The sequence below is a fragment of the Basfia succiniciproducens genome (genome assembly GCF_011455875.1).
Lineage (GTDB): Bacteria > Pseudomonadota > Gammaproteobacteria > Enterobacterales > Pasteurellaceae > Basfia > Basfia succiniciproducens.
Genome location: NZ_CP015031.1, coordinates 1960963 through 1976621 on the forward strand (window position 1 = coordinate 1960963; position 15659 = coordinate 1976621).

Below are 15659 nucleotides of genomic sequence, written 5' to 3' on the forward strand. Positions count from 1 at the left end.
TACGTGGTAATGCGAACATTTAATAAAATGTGATATTGATCACATAAGTTATAATGGTCTTGAAGAGTAATGGAATCAATAGACCTTTTTTATAAAAAAATAGAGTAAAATAAAAAACAGATATATCAATCTATTTCAAATTATGATTAGGAGAAAAAAATGACAGATCATAAAAAACTAGCCAATGCGATCCGTTTCTTAAGTATGGATGCGGTGCAAAAAGCAAAATCCGGTCACCCCGGCGCACCTATGGGCATGGCGGATATTGCAGAGGTTTTATGGCGCGGTTTTATGAAGCACAATCCGACCAATCCTAAATGGGCGGATCGTGACCGCTTTGTGCTTTCAAACGGTCACGGTTCCATGTTGATTTACAGCCTTTTACATTTGACGGGCTACGACCTTTCTATCGAAGATTTAAAAAACTTCCGTCAACTTCATTCTAAAACGCCGGGTCACCCCGAATACGGCTACGCACCGGGCGTAGAAACCACCACAGGTCCGCTTGGTCAAGGTATCACCAATGCCGTAGGTATGGCGATTGCGGAAAAAACCTTGGCGGCGCAATTTAACCGTGAAGGTCACGATATTGTTGACCATCACACTTACGTATTTTTAGGTGACGGCTGTTTAATGGAAGGGATTTCCCATGAAGCCTGTTCATTAGCGGGAACCTTAGGTTTAGGTAAATTAATCGCGTTCTATGATGACAACAACATTTCCATCGACGGTCATGTTGACGGTTGGTTCAGCGACAACACCAAAGGCCGTTTCGAAGCTTACGGCTGGCAAGTAATTGATAATATCGACGGTCATAATCCGGAACAAATTGCTGCGGCGGTGAAATTAGCCCGGGCGGAAACGGAAAAACCGTCTATCATTATCTGCAAAACCATTATCGGTTACGGTTCGCCGAACAAATCTGCCTCTCATGATTGTCACGGCGCGCCATTAGGCGATGAAGAAATCGCTTTAACTCGTAAAGCGTTAAATTGGGAATACGCACCTTTTGAAATTCCGGCGGATATTTACGCCGCATGGGATGCAAAATCGGCAGGTCAAAGCGCAGAAGCGGTATGGAATGAAAAATTCGCCGCTTATGAAAAAGCCTATCCTGAATTAGCGAAAGAATTTAAACGCCGAGTAAACGGTGAATTGCCGGCAAACTGGGCGGCAGAATCTCAGGCATTCATTGAAAAATTACAGGCAAATCCGGCTTCAATTGCCAGCCGTAAAGCCTCACAAAACGCTATTGAAGCTTACGCCCGTATTTTACCTGAATTCTTGGGTGGTTCCGCCGACCTGGCAAGCTCAAACTTAACCCTGTGGTCAGGTTCAAAACCGATTCGTGCTAAACAAAACGTAGACGGTAACTACATCAACTACGGCGTGCGTGAATTCGGTATGTCCGCTATTATGAACGGTATCGCCTTGCACGGCGGTTTCATTCCTTACGGCGCTACCTTCTTAATGTTCTACGAATACGCCCACAATGCGGTTCGCATGGCGGCATTAATGAAACAACGCTCATTATTCGTCTACACTCATGACTCCATCGGTTTGGGCGAAGACGGTCCGACTCACCAACCGGTAGAACAAACCGCTTCATTACGTTTAATTCCTAACCTGGAAACCTGGCGTCCGGCGGATCAAGTGGAATCCGCCATTGCATGGAAAGCCGCGGTTGAACGTAAAGACGGTCCGAGCGCATTAATCTTCACCCGCCAAAACCTGGCGCAACAAGACCGTACTTCCGAACAATTAGCAAACGTAGCGCGCGGCGGTTATATCTTAAAGGATTGCGCCGGCACGCCTGAGCTTATTTTAATTGCTACCGGTTCGGAAGTGGAATTAGCGGTAAAAGCGGCGGAAGCGTTAACTGCGGAAGGTAAAGCAGTTCGCGTGGTTTCTATGCCGAGCACCAACGTGTTCGACAAACAGGACGAAGCCTATCGCGAATCCGTGTTACCAAGTTCAGTAACCAAACGTGTTGCCATTGAAGCGCAAATTGCCGATTTCTGGTATAAATACGTGGGTTTAGAAGGCCGCATCGTAGGCATGAATCGCTTCGGTGAATCCGCTCCGGCAGATCAATTATTTAAACTCTTCGGTTTTACCGTTGAAAATGTAGTGGCAAAAGCAAAAGAGATTCTTTAATTGCTAAAAGTGCGGTCGTTTTTTCGAAATTTTTGAATTTTTGACCGCACTTTTGTTGCTGCCTATAAAAATAAACCCGACTCTAAGTCGGGTTTATCTATTTATGGCGTTTTTAGTAGAAGATAGTGCTTATATTATTTATAAGCCGCCTCATTCCAACGTAATTCATTTTTCAGATTCGGTAGTTCCGTTTTGACGTTAATATGGATAAATTCAATGTCGAAATATTCCGCAAAGGTTCTTAACATATCTGCGTCAATATCTAAACTGAATACGTTATGATGAGCCCCGCCGGATAAAATCCAGGCTTGAGTACCAATATCAAAATTAGGTTCCAGTTTCCAGAATGCGTGACCGACAGGTAAATTTGGCATATCCTGAGGCTTGTCCACCGCTTGCATATCTGCGGTAATCATACGAAAGCGGTTGCCTAAATCAACAATTGTCGATGCTATTGCCTTGCCCGATTTAGATGTAAAAATTAATCGCGCAGGATCTTCTTTTCCACCGATACCGAGCGGTTTAATATCTAAAATCGGTTTATTATTTGCGATAGACGGACAAACTTCCAACATATGAGCGCCAAGCACAATTTCATTATTATCGTCTAAGTTATAGGTATAATCTTCCATAAACGAACATCCGTTAGGTAAACCGTAGCTCATTACTTTAATTGCGCGCACTAATGCCGCTGTTTTCCAGTCGCCTTCGGCACCAAAACCATAGCCTTGAGCCATTAAACGCTGTACAGGCAGACCCGGTAACTGTTTTATGCCGGCTAAATTTTGGAAAGTATCGGTAAAGGCTTTAAATCCGCCTTTGTCTAAGAATGCTTTTAAACCTAATTCAATGCGGGCGGAATCAATCAGAGATTGACGTTTTTCGCCGCCGTCCTTTAAGCTGTCCGCCAGTTGATAACTGGCTTCATATTCTTTAACCAGCGCCGTAATATCTTCGTCATTGACCGTATTTATGCTGTTCACCAATTGGTACAGACCGTAACCGTTCACGCTGTAACCGAATTTGATTTGCGCTTCCACTTTATCCCCTTCGGTTACCGCCACTTCACGCATATTATCGCCGAAACGCGCCACTTTCAGGTGTTGTTGGTCATAAATGGCCGCCAGCACACGCATCCAGCGGTCGAGTTTTTGTTTGACGGACTCGCTTTGCCAATGTCCGACCACAATGGTACGCGGTTTACGCAAACGGGATACCATAAAGCCGAATTCACGGTCACCGTGGGCGGTTTGATGTAAATTCATATAATCCATATCAATTTCATTCCAAGGAATGTTTTTATTTAATTGAGTATGGAATTGTAATAAGGGTTTATTTAAACGGGTTAAGCCGCCAATCCACATTTTTGCCGGGGAGAAGGTGTGCATCCAGGCAATCACGCCCACACAGTTTTCTTCATAATTCGCCGCCTGACAGAGAGACAGAATATCTTCCGGTGTGGTGGCAAGCGGTTTTAACTTGATTTGGATAAAAGGATTTTGGTCATTTAAATAACGGGTGATTTGTTCCGCATTGGCATTCACTTGTTTAAGCGCTTCATCGCCGTATAAATCTTGGCTACCGACCACAAACCAAACTTCAAGTTTTTTAAGAAATTCCATAATATTTCTCCTGATTCGTTTTAAATAGAATGACGGAAGGTATCGACCGCCGCTCGTACAACGGGAATACCTTGTTGATAATATTGAATAAATTCTGCATAGCCTTTTGCCATTTCTTCATCCGGTTGCGAAACGGATATTTCGGCTTGGGCAAAAATATGATTGTCGAGATAATCCTCTAAGGATTGTCCCGCCTGATAAGCGGTTAAATAATTTGCCAGTAGCGCAATCCCCCAGGCACCGCCTTCGTTCGCGGTTTTCATCACAGCTATGGGGACATTAATCGCCGAGGCAAGAATCTTCGAAGCGACATTTGGGGTTTTAAAAATACCGCCGTGACCGAGAATTTGCGCGATATTGACTTTTTCCTGTTGAATAAGAATATCGACCCCTAATTTCATGGCGCCGAATGCACTGTATAAATGGGTGCGGATAAAATTAGCCAGGGTAAAACGGGAATTGGCCGGATGCATGAAGGTCGGGCAACCTTCGGCTAAGCCTACGCTGTGTTCGCCGGAATAAAAACCGTAAGCCAATAAACCGCCGCAGTCAGCATCCCCTTCCAAGGCTTTACGGAAAAGGGTTTCGTATAATTTATCCGTTTCGACTTCCGCGCCAAAGGCTTTTAAGGTTTCACCGAAAAGGCGGATCCAGGCGTTAATATCCGAACTGCAGTTATTGGCATGCGCCATGGCTACAAGCTTACCTGTCGGGGTGGTGACCATATCCAATTGTTCATAGACTTTGGACAGTTCTTTTTCCAATACAATCATGGCAAAAGCCGAGGTACCGGCGGAAATATTTCCGGTATTCGTTTTAATACTGTTGGTGGCTACCATGCCGGTTCCCGCATCGCCTTCCGGCGGACAAAACGGGATTCCCGCCTGTAATCGGCCGGTCGGATCGAGCAATTTTGCCCCCTGTTCCGTTAAGTGACCGGCGGGTTGTCCAGCCGTTAATACCTGCGGCAGAATGTTGGCGATTTTCCAGGGATAGGATTGCGCCGCAATTAAGCCGTCAAACTGATTAAGCATAATTTGATAATAACTACCGGTTTGCGGATCAATAGGGAACATACCGGAGGCTTCGCCCACGCCGAGCACTTTTTCGCCGGTTAATTGCCAGTGCACATAACCCGCCAGTGTGGTTAAATAATCAATTTCGCCGACATGTTCTTCTTGGTTCAGAATCGCTTGATATAAATGAGAAATACTCCAGCGTTGAGGAATATTGTAGTTAAAAAGTGCGGTCAGTTTTTGCGAAGATTTTGCCGTAATATTATTGCGCCAGGTTCTGAACGCAACCAGCTGGTTACCCTGTTTATCAAAAGGAATATAACCGTGCATCATGCCGCTGATGCCGATAGCTTTGGCGCGGGTGAGCGTAATGCCGTATTGTTCTTGCACCTGATTTGCCAGATCCCGGTAGGCTTGTTGCAATCCTTGCCAGATTTCGCTTTGCGGATACGTCCAGATTCCGTCAATGAAATGATTCTCCCAGGTAAAGCCGCCGCTGGCTAAAATAGTTCCGTCCGTACTAATTAATACGGCTTTAATCCGCGTGGAGCCGAATTCGATTCCAACGGACGCCCCGCCTGAAGCAATCAGATTTTTTGCATCTTGCATATTCATTACTCCTGACCTTGTTTGTGGTTACAAAACTTCTATTAATCAATATGCCATAGGGTAGGACTTCCGAAGGGAAAAAGTTAGAGCGGAATACGCTATATATATGGAGAATACGGCTGCTAAAAATAAGATGCGAGCCGGATCACTTTTTTAAAAAACCGGGAAATTCCGACCGCACTTTTGCCGCCGGAATTTAACGGGAATTGCGGTAATCAGACGGGCTTAGGCCGGAATAACGTTTAAACAGGCGGGAAAAATAGAGTTGGTCGTCGTAGCCTAATTGTCTTGCAATGGCATAAATGGGTGCGCCCGACGTATGGAGTAAATGCTGAGCCTTAATCATACGTTGTTCTTCCCGCCATTTGATAATACTGGAACCCGTTTGCTGCGCGAAAAGATGAGTAAGGCGGGAAGGGGACATATGGATATGCTCGGCGATTTCAGTAATTTTGTGGTTAATATGCAGATTGGCGGAAATAAAATGGCAGGTTTCCAGAATACGGGGATCCAGCATTCTTTGGCTGTTGACGGGATCTAATTTGATACATTTTATGAGCAGCTGTTCCAATAAACACATGGACATAGCCTCGGAGAAGATATCTTTAGCGTTGTATTCCCGTTCTATTTTTTTAAATAATGCCAGAATTTCCTCATAAGTTGTCGGATCAGTAATGGTAAGACGGCCCACATGATCCGATATGTGGCTCCACTGCAGCCAATTTGCCCAAAAGGAGCGGGGTCTGAAATAGATCCATTGGTGATGCCAGGATTCGGCGGATTGCGAACGATAATACAAATGTTCGGCATTGGGCGGAAAAAGCAATAAATCTCCTTTACAACAAGTAAAGGCACGGTCGCCTTCGAATACCGTGCCTTCGCCTTTGGTGGTGAGATTAATGATATAGCCTTTCATGCCGTTGGGGCGACGAATGGCAAAATCCACTTCATTACCTTTTTCGATGGGGGTACAGCCCGCCACTAAATACGAGCCGAACTGATAACCGGGCAATAAGGGATTGGTTTCCTGTTGAACCTCACGCTGATATTTCATTTCCTCTGACCTTAAGATTTGATAAATTTCTGTTTATATTTATCAAAAATTACCGCAATCAGCAAGATTAAACCGCGCACCACATATTGGGCAAAAGGTGAAATATTCAGTAGGTTCATGGCATTTTCGATGGTACCGAGAATTAACACCCCGGCGATAATAAATGAAATTTTTGCCACCCCGCCGTTCAATGAAACGCCGCCCAATACACAGGCCGAAATGGCCACCAGTTCAAAACCCACGGAAGTCATCGGTTGACCGCTGGTCATACGGGCGGCCAGAATCACGCCGGCAAGTGCGGAAACAAAACCCGATACCACAAAAATAATTAATTTTGTTCTGTCCACATTGATACCGGCTAAACGGGAAGCTTCCTGATTACCGCCGATAGCCAGGGTATTGCGTCCGTAAGTGGTTTTGCTGAGTAAGAAACCGAAGACGACCATACAGATAACGGTAAAAATAATCGGTAACGGCACGCCGAAAATATCCTGATAACCTAATTCGAAGAATTCTTCTTTGGTAATACCCACCGCTTTACCGTCAGAAATAATATAACCGAAACCGCGGGCAATCTGCATGGTGGCGAGGGTGGTGATTAATGAGTTGATTTTTAATTTCGCAATTACGAAACCGTTAATTAACCCTACGGCAATACCCAGGCCGAGACCGGCAAGAATACCGATTGTCACGCTTTGCGTCATATTAATGACCACCGCCGTAACAACCCCCGCGCAAGCAATAACGGAAGCGACGGAAAGATCAATTTCGCCGGCGGCTAAGCAGAATAACATACCGCAGGCAACAATCCCGCTCATAGAAATGGCCAAACCCAGCCCTTTCATATTCACCACAGTGGCAAAATTAGGGATAAATACACAAGAGCAGACAAAAATGACTGCAAAAATTAACAGCATGCCATAAGCGTTCCAGATTTTGCTGAATGAACCCGCACTTTTTTCTTGAGTTGTTGAAGTCATAATCAATCTCCTACATTAAGGCTTTCTACCATAGCAAGTTTTAATACTTTTTCTTCCGTTGCATCCGCGCGTTCTACCACACCGGTAATTTGATGGGCGCGCATTACCATAATTCTATCGGATACGCCGATAACTTCGGGTAAATCACTGGAAACCACAATAATGGCTAATTTTTGGTCGGCCAGCTTAAAAATTAAATCGTAAATTTCGGACTTCGCCCCCACGTCGATACCCCGGGTCGGTTCGTCCAGCAATAACACTTTAATATCTTCGGAAAGCCAACGGCCTAAAATCGCTTTTTGTTGATTACCGCCGGAAAGATTGACAATTAATTGCTCGATAGACGGGGTTTTCACATTCATTTGCTGGCGTTGCTTTTCAGCGTTTTTCTTTTCCCATTTATCATTGATAATAAATTTAAAAAAATTATGTAATCTGCGGGCGCTGATATTAATATTTTCCCCTACGCTGGCAGTGGGGACAATGCCTTCTTTTTTACGGTCTTCCGGACAAAGGACGATACCTTGTTCAATAGCGTCTTTAGGGCTGCGGATAGACAAGGTTTTACCGTCTAATTCAATGGTTCCCAACACACAAGGATCCGCACCGAAAATCACTTTTAATAATTCCGAACGCCCTGCGCCGACCAGGCCGAATAAGCCTAAAACCTCACCGGCCCGAACCGTTAAACTAAAATCACCTTGCAGTTTTTCACCGGATAAATGTGCAATTTTCAAACGGACATCACCCACTTCACGGGGACGATAATGGTAAATATCACCCAAATTGCGTCCGACCATGCTGCGTACTAAGTCGTCATTGGTGATTTTTGAAAGATCTGAGAAAGTCTCCACAAATTGCCCGTCTTTCAGCACGGTAATTTCATCACTGATACGGAAAATTTCTTCCATTCGGTGAGATACATATAAAATCACCTTGCCTTCATCCCGTAACTCGTTAATTACGCTGAATAATTTCTCAATTTCAGGAGCGGAAAGGCTGCTGGTGGGTTCGTCAAATGCAATGATTTTTGCGCCCCGGCTTAAGGCTTTGGCAATCTCGATCATTTGCCATTGACCGATAGATAATTCTTTTAAAGGGGTATTCGGCGAAATATTGAGATCCAGTTTATCCAGGTATTGTTGTGTTCTCTCAATTAATTCCGCTTTATCTACAATGCCGAAAGAATGGGGTAACTGACCTAAGCATAAATTCTCCGCAACGGTCATTTCCGGCACAATATTTAATTCCTGGTAAATAATGGCGACGCCGGCTAATAAGGCTTCTTTAGTATTACGGAAAACCAGTTGGCGACCGCCGATACTTAATTTGCCCTCGCTAGGCAGATAGTTGCCGCTTAAAATTTTTAACAAGGTGGACTTGCCCGCACCATTCTCACCCATTAACGCATGAACTTTGCCCTCATAGCATTTAAAGGAAATATTTTGCAATGCTTTAACGCCGGGAAAGCTTTTGCTCACATTATCAAATTCTAAATATGGAACTTGCATCTCGTCCTCCTTATTAGGGTCTGTTTATGGGCAATAAACAGACCTTGATTTCAAATATTAAAGGCCTTTCTTGGAGAGTTCTTCTTTAAAATTGTCACGTTTTAAGAACACAACGTCCTGAACGGCAATATATTTTTCTGGTTCCACGCCTTCTCTGATCCATTTGGTAAGAAGTTCTACGCTGCGATAGCCGTGAATATCCGGGCTTGGTAATAATGAACCTAAGAATCCGGTGGCTCTTGGTTTTGAAAGTTCATTAACCGCATCCACACCATTGATACCGATAGCCACGACATTTTCCGGTTTAAAGCCTTGTCCTTCGGTTGCGCGTACACCGCCTAATACGGTATTATCGTTCATACCCACGATAAGCCAGTTTTTCACTTCCGGATGTTGCACTAACATAGAGTTGGCTGCGTCAAGAGCGCCCGGGATGTCGTTACTTTTAGTCGGTGATTTATAAATTTTTTCTTTTGGGAAACCCGCTTTGATTAATGCCTCAATAGAACCTTCGGTACGGCGACGGGCGGTATCCAGTTCATCGGCGGTAATGGCTAAAACCGCGGTATCTTTCACATCCCATTTCCGGTTTTGCATTTCTTTGTAAAGTTCTTCGCCCTGGCGTTGGCCGATTTCACTTGCCGCCATCATAATTAACGGCACATTGGTCATCGGTTCGCCGGCGGCATTTAAGAACTGGTCATCCACCGCGATAACCTTTAAGTCATAAGCACGGGCTTTCGCCATAATGGCAGGACCTAATTTCGGGTCCGGAGTACAAATAACAAAACCTTTCGCCCCGTTAGCAGCTAAATTATCAATAGCATTTAAGGTTTTTTCACCATCGGGAATGGCTATTTTGATTATTTGAACGTTACCTAACGCCTGCGCGGCTTTGTCGGCAAACGCCCATTCCGTTTGGAACCAAGGCTCTTCAGGCTGTTTGACCAAAAAGCCCAATTTAATAGGTTCGGCCGAGCTGGAATATACAGGATTAGAATTCAATCCGGTTACCGCCAGAATAGATACTGCAACTAGAGATTTAAGAAATGTTCTTTTGCTTAATTTCATAGTTCTGTCCTTCTATATATTATTTTCATATTTATCAATGAAATAGACACATTGATAGTCACGCCTTCTAGGTAGCATTCAGATATTAGATAGTTTGTCAACTAAAAACATCGATCTAGATCACATTACAGATTCATGACCTAATAATCCATATATTCAGCTAATTTCCCCTAGTTTAAAACAGGCAAAAAAATCCCTAGTGTTCAGGCTAGGGATTTTCTCATAAGAGATGTTTATTTACTTAAATCAATTTGATAAACGGCAAAACCGATTTCATCTTTACCGACCAATTGCATTGGATATTGCGCATTTTGTTTGATAAATGCAGCGGCTTTTTCCGTAGGTGAGGTTTCAAAACGGATATCTAATTTCACCTTACTTTGAATCGGAGCAATACGCCAATTTTTATCGGCGGTCGGTGTGACCTCGCCTTTAGATTTGCTTTCCGCCGAAATATAATTGGCTAAAATCTGGCGGTTTTCATCAGGTGAGGCGAAGACAATATGGGCATCTCCGGTACCGGGGAATTTGTTGCCGTAGGCGCGATAATTGTTAGTGGCGATTAAAAATTCCGCTTTCGGATCAACAGGTTTGCCGTTAAAGGTGAGATTTACCACCCGATTAGCATTTTTATTGATGAGTTTACATTCGCCGTCGTAACGGGCGGGTTGAGTAATATCGAACTGGTAACTTACGCCGTCGATAACATCGTAGTTATAAGTGCGGAAACCTTCCCAGTCCAATAAAAATTGCGGTTTGTCGCTGTTTATATCAATTTGCTTGAACATTCCGGCACTGCATTCCAGCCATTCTTTCAATTCCGCACCGCTAACTTTCACCACCACCAGCGTATTCGGATAAAGATATAAATCGGAGGCGTTACGGAAGGTTAACCGCCCTTTATCCACCTCGGTGAAACCGGTAGGATCATTTTTGCGCCCGCCCGCCTTAAATGGCGCACCCGCACTTAAAACCGGTAAACCGGCTAATTCAGGTAGGTTTTTCACCACGTTTTCGGTATAAGCTTTTTGTGCCTGATTAACGATTTGAATTGTCGGATCATCTTGTACTAAGGCAAGGTAGCTGTACATATTATCGTTGGCTTGACCGATAGGTTGCGCTACAAATTTACGTGTCGCTTCATGCACCGGCTGTAAAAGTGCGGTAATTTTTTCATGATTTTCTACGGTAGCTTTTTTGGCGGTCACATCATAAATCGGGCGAAGCGCGGCAGAACCGTCTACCACCATCCATTTACCATTTTTTTCCACCAAGGCTAAATCAATAACACTGATATTATTCGCCCAGTAACCCGCCATACTTTCAGGCACGTTTTTCACCGTGCCTTTGGCAATATCCGTATTAGCCGATTTCTCAAATTCTTTATTCGGGAATAAGCGGTGCGAATGCCCGAAAATCACCGCATCAATCCCTTTTACATCGGCTAAATGGAAGGCGGCATTTTCCATGCCTTCATGGTAGGGTTCATCGGAAGGTCCTGTATGGGCGAGAGCGATAACAATATCCGCGCCTTTTCCCTTCAACATCGGTACGTATTTTTGTGCGGTTTTTATAATGTCGCGGCTTTCCGCTTTGCCGGCAAGATTCGCTTTATCCCAAACCGTAACTTGCGGCGGCGTGAAACCGATATAGGCGATTTTTATTTTTTGTTTGTTGCTGGCTTGGTCCAGGATATCTTTTTCCTGAATAACATAAGGCCGGAACATCGGCTCATTGGTACCTATTTTCACCACATTGGCGTTGATAATCGGATAATCCGCTTGTTTAATCACTTCATTGAGATAATCCAAACCATAATTAAACTCATGATTTCCTAAGGTACCCATATCGTATTTCATGGCATTGTAAACCTGAATTGCCGGATGAGGTTTACCTTGTTTTGCCCCGATCGCCGCCTGATAATCAGCAATAGGATTGCCTTGAATTAAATCGCCGTTATCTACCAATATCGAATTGCTGACTTCCTTGCGAGCTTGTTCTATCAAGGAGGCGGCACGTGTGAATCCGAATTTTTCTGTGGGTGCATCTTTATAATAATCGAAGTCTGTTAAAAAACTATGCACGTCCGTGGTTGCAATAATGCGTAGTTGGGCTTTGTTATCCCCTAGTGCCCAAACATATCGACTGGTTCCCAACACAAGCATTGCACTTGCACCAAGTTGAATAAATCTACGTCTTTCCATTTTTTACTCCGGTATTAATTGAATAAATAAAAATTAAGGTGAGGGTATTTTCCTAACGGCGCATTGTAAAACAAATCACAGAACGGTTATTTGATCTATCCTACATTTATAAAAATAACCTGCCCGGTTTTATAAAAACTTATCTCTTAATATGATTTTAATTAATCTAAAATGATTTTAATTAATCATAATGTGATTTATATCACAGTTTTAAAAAAGTACATTAATTATACTTTACCTAACTTTTAGTTGAGTAGGTTAGATATGCAAAAGTTAATTTTGGCAGATGACTTTACCGGGGCTAATGATACTGGTATTCAGTTCGTAAAAAATAACATTAAAGTAGATATATTGCTTGATATATCAAAAGGTTACTCGGGAAAATCGGACGTTTTGGTATTCAACACCGATAGTCGGGCGGTTTCTATACAAGAGGCTAAAGAACGCGTTACTAGGGTTTTGTCTCTATATGAGGGAATGTCGGTTTATAAAAAGATTGATTCTACTTTAAGGGGTAATATCGGTGCTGAAATAGAAGCCTGTATGGATGTGACAAATACATTAATTGCTTTTATTTGTTCGGCACTACCGGATGCGGGACGCATTATCAAAAATGGAATTTGTTATGTGAATGATGTGCCTTTGCTTGAGACTGAGTTTGCAACAGATCCGAAAACGCCCATTATTTCATCCAGTGTTAAGGCGATTATTACTTCTCAAACGAATATTCCGGTGATTGAAGTTATGCATGATGAGTTATGCCGACCAATGGTTGTGAATGCGAAAATCAAACAAGCGATTGCTCATAATCAGAAAGTTATTTTTTCATTTGATGCGACGACAAATCAGGACTTAGTACGCATTATAAATTTATCCAATAGTTTAGATGAGTCCGTATTGTTAATCGGTTCTTCCGGCTTAGCGGGTTGTATGACTATGCGGAAAGCAATTTTACCAATGTTATTTGTTGTTGCGTCTATGAGTGAAAAAACGACGCAACAAGTGAATTATATTCGTCATGATGAAACAAATTTTGTCATTGATCTAGATACGGAATTACTGCTTTCTTCCAATCAATATAATGATTCCGTTATTAAGCAGGCACTAGCGCAATTTGAACTGGGTAAAAATGTAATTATAAAAACCGATAGTTCTATTGAAGCCCGTAACAACGTAGATGATTTAAGTGAGAAATTAGCTCTTACAAGAACTGAACTGGGTGATCATATTTGTATGAAATTATCTGCATTGACTAAGGAAATACTAATTAAAAATTTTTATCAACTTTCCGCTATTTTTTTGACGGGAGGCGATATAGCAATAGCTGTGGCAAAAGCCCTTAATGCGGATTCTTATCATATTGCCGGTGAAGTTGAGAATGGCGTTCCTTTTGGTTATTTCCTGAATTCCCCGTTAAGCCGGATTCCTGTGATTACTAAAGCGGGTGGTTTTGGATCCGATGCAGTGTTGAAGAATACAATTGAAGTTATTAAAAATCTTAGTTAAAGGAGAGGAGTAGTATGAAACCTATTTTAGGTATTACGATGGGCGATGCGGCCGGTATTGGCCCTGAGGTGATTATTAAAGCATTAGAAGACAAACGGATTTATGACTTGGCTCATCCTGTTGTTGTGGGTGATTTTAAAATTATGCAACGGACGTTACCTATTGTTAAATCCAATCTCAAACTGCGTAAAGTAGATGATGTCGATCATTACCAAAGCGAGTTTGGCTATATTGATGTAATCGACTTAGATAATTTACCTGCTGATCTTCCCTTTGCAAAAGTAGATGCTCGTGCGGGGAAAGCGGCTTATGAATTTATTGAGCGGGCAGTAGATCTCACATTAAAAGGAAAAATTCACGCAATTGTGACCGCACCTTTAAACAAAGAAGCGCTTCATGCAGGCGGTAAAATGTTTCCGGGACATACTGAAATTTTGGCGAAACTGAGTAATACGGAAGATTTTTCGATGATGCTAACAAGTGAAAAATTGAATGTTATTCATGTCACTACACATGTTTCAATGCGCCAAGCCTGCGATTTAATTAAAAAAGAACGCGTATTAACTGTGATTGAACTCGCTCAAGAATATACCAAAATGCTTGGTTTTAAAGAGCCTCGTATTGCGGTGGCGGGGTTTAATGCGCATGCGGGAGAACATGGTTTATTCGGTACGGAAGACGAAGAAGAAATTCTACCTGCCGTAAAAGAAGCGCAAGCCAAAGGTATTAATGTTATCGGTCCAATTCCTCCGGATACGGTATTCCATCGCGCAGCAAATTTAGATGAGTTTGATATGGTGGTTGTGATGTATCACGATCAAGGTCATATCCCATTAAAACTCATCGGTTTTGATAGCGGTGTAAATGTCACTACAGGTTTGCCTTTTATCCGAACTTCGGTTGACCACGGTACCGCATTCCAGATTGCAGGTCAAGGTATTGCCGATAGTCGTAGTATGACTGAAGCTTTATACCTTGGTGCCAAAATGGCAAATATTAAATATTCAAATCAATAAGTTAATTAGGAGATTATTATGTTTAAACCTCAAGGTGTTATAGCTCCGGTTCTTACTGCATTGGATGAAAATGAAAAATTCAATCCTGAAGCTTATAGCGAGTTTATTGATTATCTTATTAATGCAGGTATTCATGGTATTTTCCCATTAGGGACAAATGGTGAATTTTATGCATTTGATCAAACTGAAAAATTAGAAATTATTAAAACGGCGATTAAAGCGGTAAATGGTCGAGTACCGGTTTATGCAGGCACCGGTTGTGTTACAACTAAAGAAACCATTGAGTTTTCTAAGAAAGTCGTAGATTTGGGTGTTGATGTCCTTTCTGTTATTTCACCATATTTCGTTTCTGTCAGCCAGGATGATTTATATCGTCATTTTAGTTCTGTGGCTAAAAATGTGAATGTACCGATTTTGATGTATAACATTCCTGCACGCTCAGGCAATAATATTGATTATAAAACAGTGAAAAAACTGGCTGAAGAAAACAACAATATTATCGGTATCAAAGACAGTAGTGGTAATTTTGATAATACATTGAAATATATTGAAAATACTGTATCTGATATTAATGTGATGGCTGGTAGTGATTCGTTAATCCTGTGGACATTGCTTGCCGGCGGTACAGGCGCTATCAGCGGTTGTTCAAATGTGTTCCCTGAGTTAATGGTTTCCATATATGAATATTGGAAACAAGGTGACTTTGAAAAAGCAAACGAAGCGCAGAAAAAAATCCGTGCATTCCGTAATGTGATGCAAATGGGTAATCCAAATTCCGTAGTAAAACGTGCCGCACTTTTACGTGGTCATAATGTGGGACCTGCACGCGAACCTTCAAATTGCGCTAATGCAGTAATTGATCAAGCTTTACAAGATGTATTCAAATTTTACGATTAATAATGGGAAGTCGTTT

The 15659-nt window shown here is 42.5% G+C and carries 11 protein-coding genes; 4 read left to right on the plus strand and 7 right to left on the minus strand.

What is annotated here, in order from left to right:
* Nucleotides 1–159 precede the first annotated feature (159 nt).
* On the plus strand, nt 160–2157 hold the full coding sequence (gene tkt, locus A4G13_RS09155; RefSeq protein WP_090655342.1) for a transketolase: 1998 nt from the start codon (nt 160–162) through the stop codon (nt 2155–2157).
* Nucleotides 2158–2291: 134 nt separating this feature from the next.
* On the opposite strand, the gene araA is transcribed toward tkt, so the two are convergent.
* From araA to cpdB, 7 genes are all read right to left on the minus strand, one after another.
* Entirely contained in the window at nt 2292–3779 is a 1488-nt protein-coding gene (gene araA / locus A4G13_RS09160) for an L-arabinose isomerase (RefSeq protein WP_090655344.1), read from the minus strand.
* Between the two features lie 20 nt (nt 3780–3799).
* The gene (locus A4G13_RS09165; RefSeq protein WP_090655347.1) at nt 3800–5404 is read right to left on the minus strand and encodes a xylulokinase; all 1605 of its coding nucleotides are present in this window, start codon (nt 5402–5404) and stop codon (nt 3800–3802) included.
* Nucleotides 5405–5600: 196 nt separating this feature from the next.
* Nucleotides 5601–6458 carry an arabinose operon transcriptional regulator AraC gene (gene araC / locus A4G13_RS09170; RefSeq protein ID WP_090655350.1) on the minus strand — a complete coding sequence of 286 codons (858 nt, stop codon included), beginning with the start codon at nt 6456–6458 and terminating at the stop codon, nt 5601–5603.
* 11 nt (nt 6459–6469) lie between these two features.
* A complete protein-coding gene (araH, locus tag A4G13_RS09175; RefSeq protein ID WP_041639429.1) occupies nt 6470–7438 on the minus strand; it encodes an L-arabinose ABC transporter permease AraH in 969 nt (322 codons plus the stop codon).
* Between the two features lie 2 nt (nt 7439–7440).
* Nucleotides 7441–8949: an L-arabinose ABC transporter ATP-binding protein AraG gene (gene araG, locus A4G13_RS09180; RefSeq protein ID WP_090655353.1), complete on the minus strand. Its 1509-nt coding sequence runs from the start codon at nt 8947–8949 to the stop codon at nt 7441–7443.
* A 57-nt stretch (nt 8950–9006) separates the two neighbouring features.
* A complete protein-coding gene (locus A4G13_RS09185) occupies nt 9007–10020 on the minus strand; it encodes an arabinose ABC transporter substrate-binding protein (RefSeq protein ID WP_011199247.1) in 1014 nt (337 codons plus the stop codon).
* A 233-nt stretch (nt 10021–10253) separates the two neighbouring features.
* Nucleotides 10254–12224 carry a 2',3'-cyclic-nucleotide 2'-phosphodiesterase gene (gene cpdB / locus A4G13_RS09190; protein ID WP_090655356.1) on the minus strand — a complete coding sequence of 657 codons (1971 nt, stop codon included), beginning with the start codon at nt 12222–12224 and terminating at the stop codon, nt 10254–10256.
* A 264-nt stretch (nt 12225–12488) separates the two neighbouring features.
* On the opposite strand from cpdB, the gene A4G13_RS09195 reads away from it, so the two are divergent.
* From A4G13_RS09195 to dapA, 3 genes are read left to right on the plus strand one after another with little or no spacing between them, the layout of a single operon-like run.
* Entirely contained in the window at nt 12489–13730 is a 1242-nt protein-coding gene (locus A4G13_RS09195) for a four-carbon acid sugar kinase family protein (protein WP_243739733.1), read from the plus strand.
* Between the two features lie 14 nt (nt 13731–13744).
* Entirely contained in the window at nt 13745–14746 is a 1002-nt protein-coding gene (pdxA, locus tag A4G13_RS09200) for a 4-hydroxythreonine-4-phosphate dehydrogenase PdxA (protein WP_090655362.1), read from the plus strand.
* A gap of 18 nt (nt 14747–14764) precedes the next feature.
* Nucleotides 14765–15643, plus strand: a complete 879-nt coding sequence (gene dapA, locus A4G13_RS09205) for a 4-hydroxy-tetrahydrodipicolinate synthase (RefSeq protein ID WP_090655366.1) — start codon at nt 14765–14767, stop codon at nt 15641–15643.
* Nucleotides 15644–15659: the final 16 nt, after the last annotated feature.

Coding starts and splice junctions, on each gene's coding strand:
- tkt (WP_090655342.1), top strand. CDS start 160: ATGACAGATCATAAAAAACTAGCCAATGCGATCCGTTTCTTAAGTATG.
- araA (WP_090655344.1), bottom strand. CDS start 3,779: ATGGAATTTCTTAAAAAACTTGAAGTTTGGTTTGTGGTCGGTAGCCAA.
- A4G13_RS09165 (WP_090655347.1), bottom strand. CDS start 5,404: ATGCAAGATGCAAAAAATCTGATTGCTTCAGGCGGGGCGTCCGTTGGA.
- araC (WP_090655350.1), bottom strand. CDS start 6,458: ATGAAATATCAGCGTGAGGTTCAACAGGAAACCAATCCCTTATTGCCC.
- araH (WP_041639429.1), bottom strand. CDS start 7,438: ATGACTTCAACAACTCAAGAAAAAAGTGCGGGTTCATTCAGCAAAATC.
- araG (WP_090655353.1), bottom strand. CDS start 8,949: ATGCAAGTTCCATATTTAGAATTTGATAATGTGAGCAAAAGCTTTCCC.
- A4G13_RS09185 (WP_011199247.1), bottom strand. CDS start 10,020: ATGAAATTAAGCAAAAGAACATTTCTTAAATCTCTAGTTGCAGTATCT.
- cpdB (WP_090655356.1), bottom strand. CDS start 12,224: ATGGAAAGACGTAGATTTATTCAACTTGGTGCAAGTGCAATGCTTGTG.
- A4G13_RS09195 (WP_243739733.1), top strand. CDS start 12,489: ATGCAAAAGTTAATTTTGGCAGATGACTTTACCGGGGCTAATGATACT.
- pdxA (WP_090655362.1), top strand. CDS start 13,745: ATGAAACCTATTTTAGGTATTACGATGGGCGATGCGGCCGGTATTGGC.
- dapA (WP_090655366.1), top strand. CDS start 14,765: ATGTTTAAACCTCAAGGTGTTATAGCTCCGGTTCTTACTGCATTGGAT.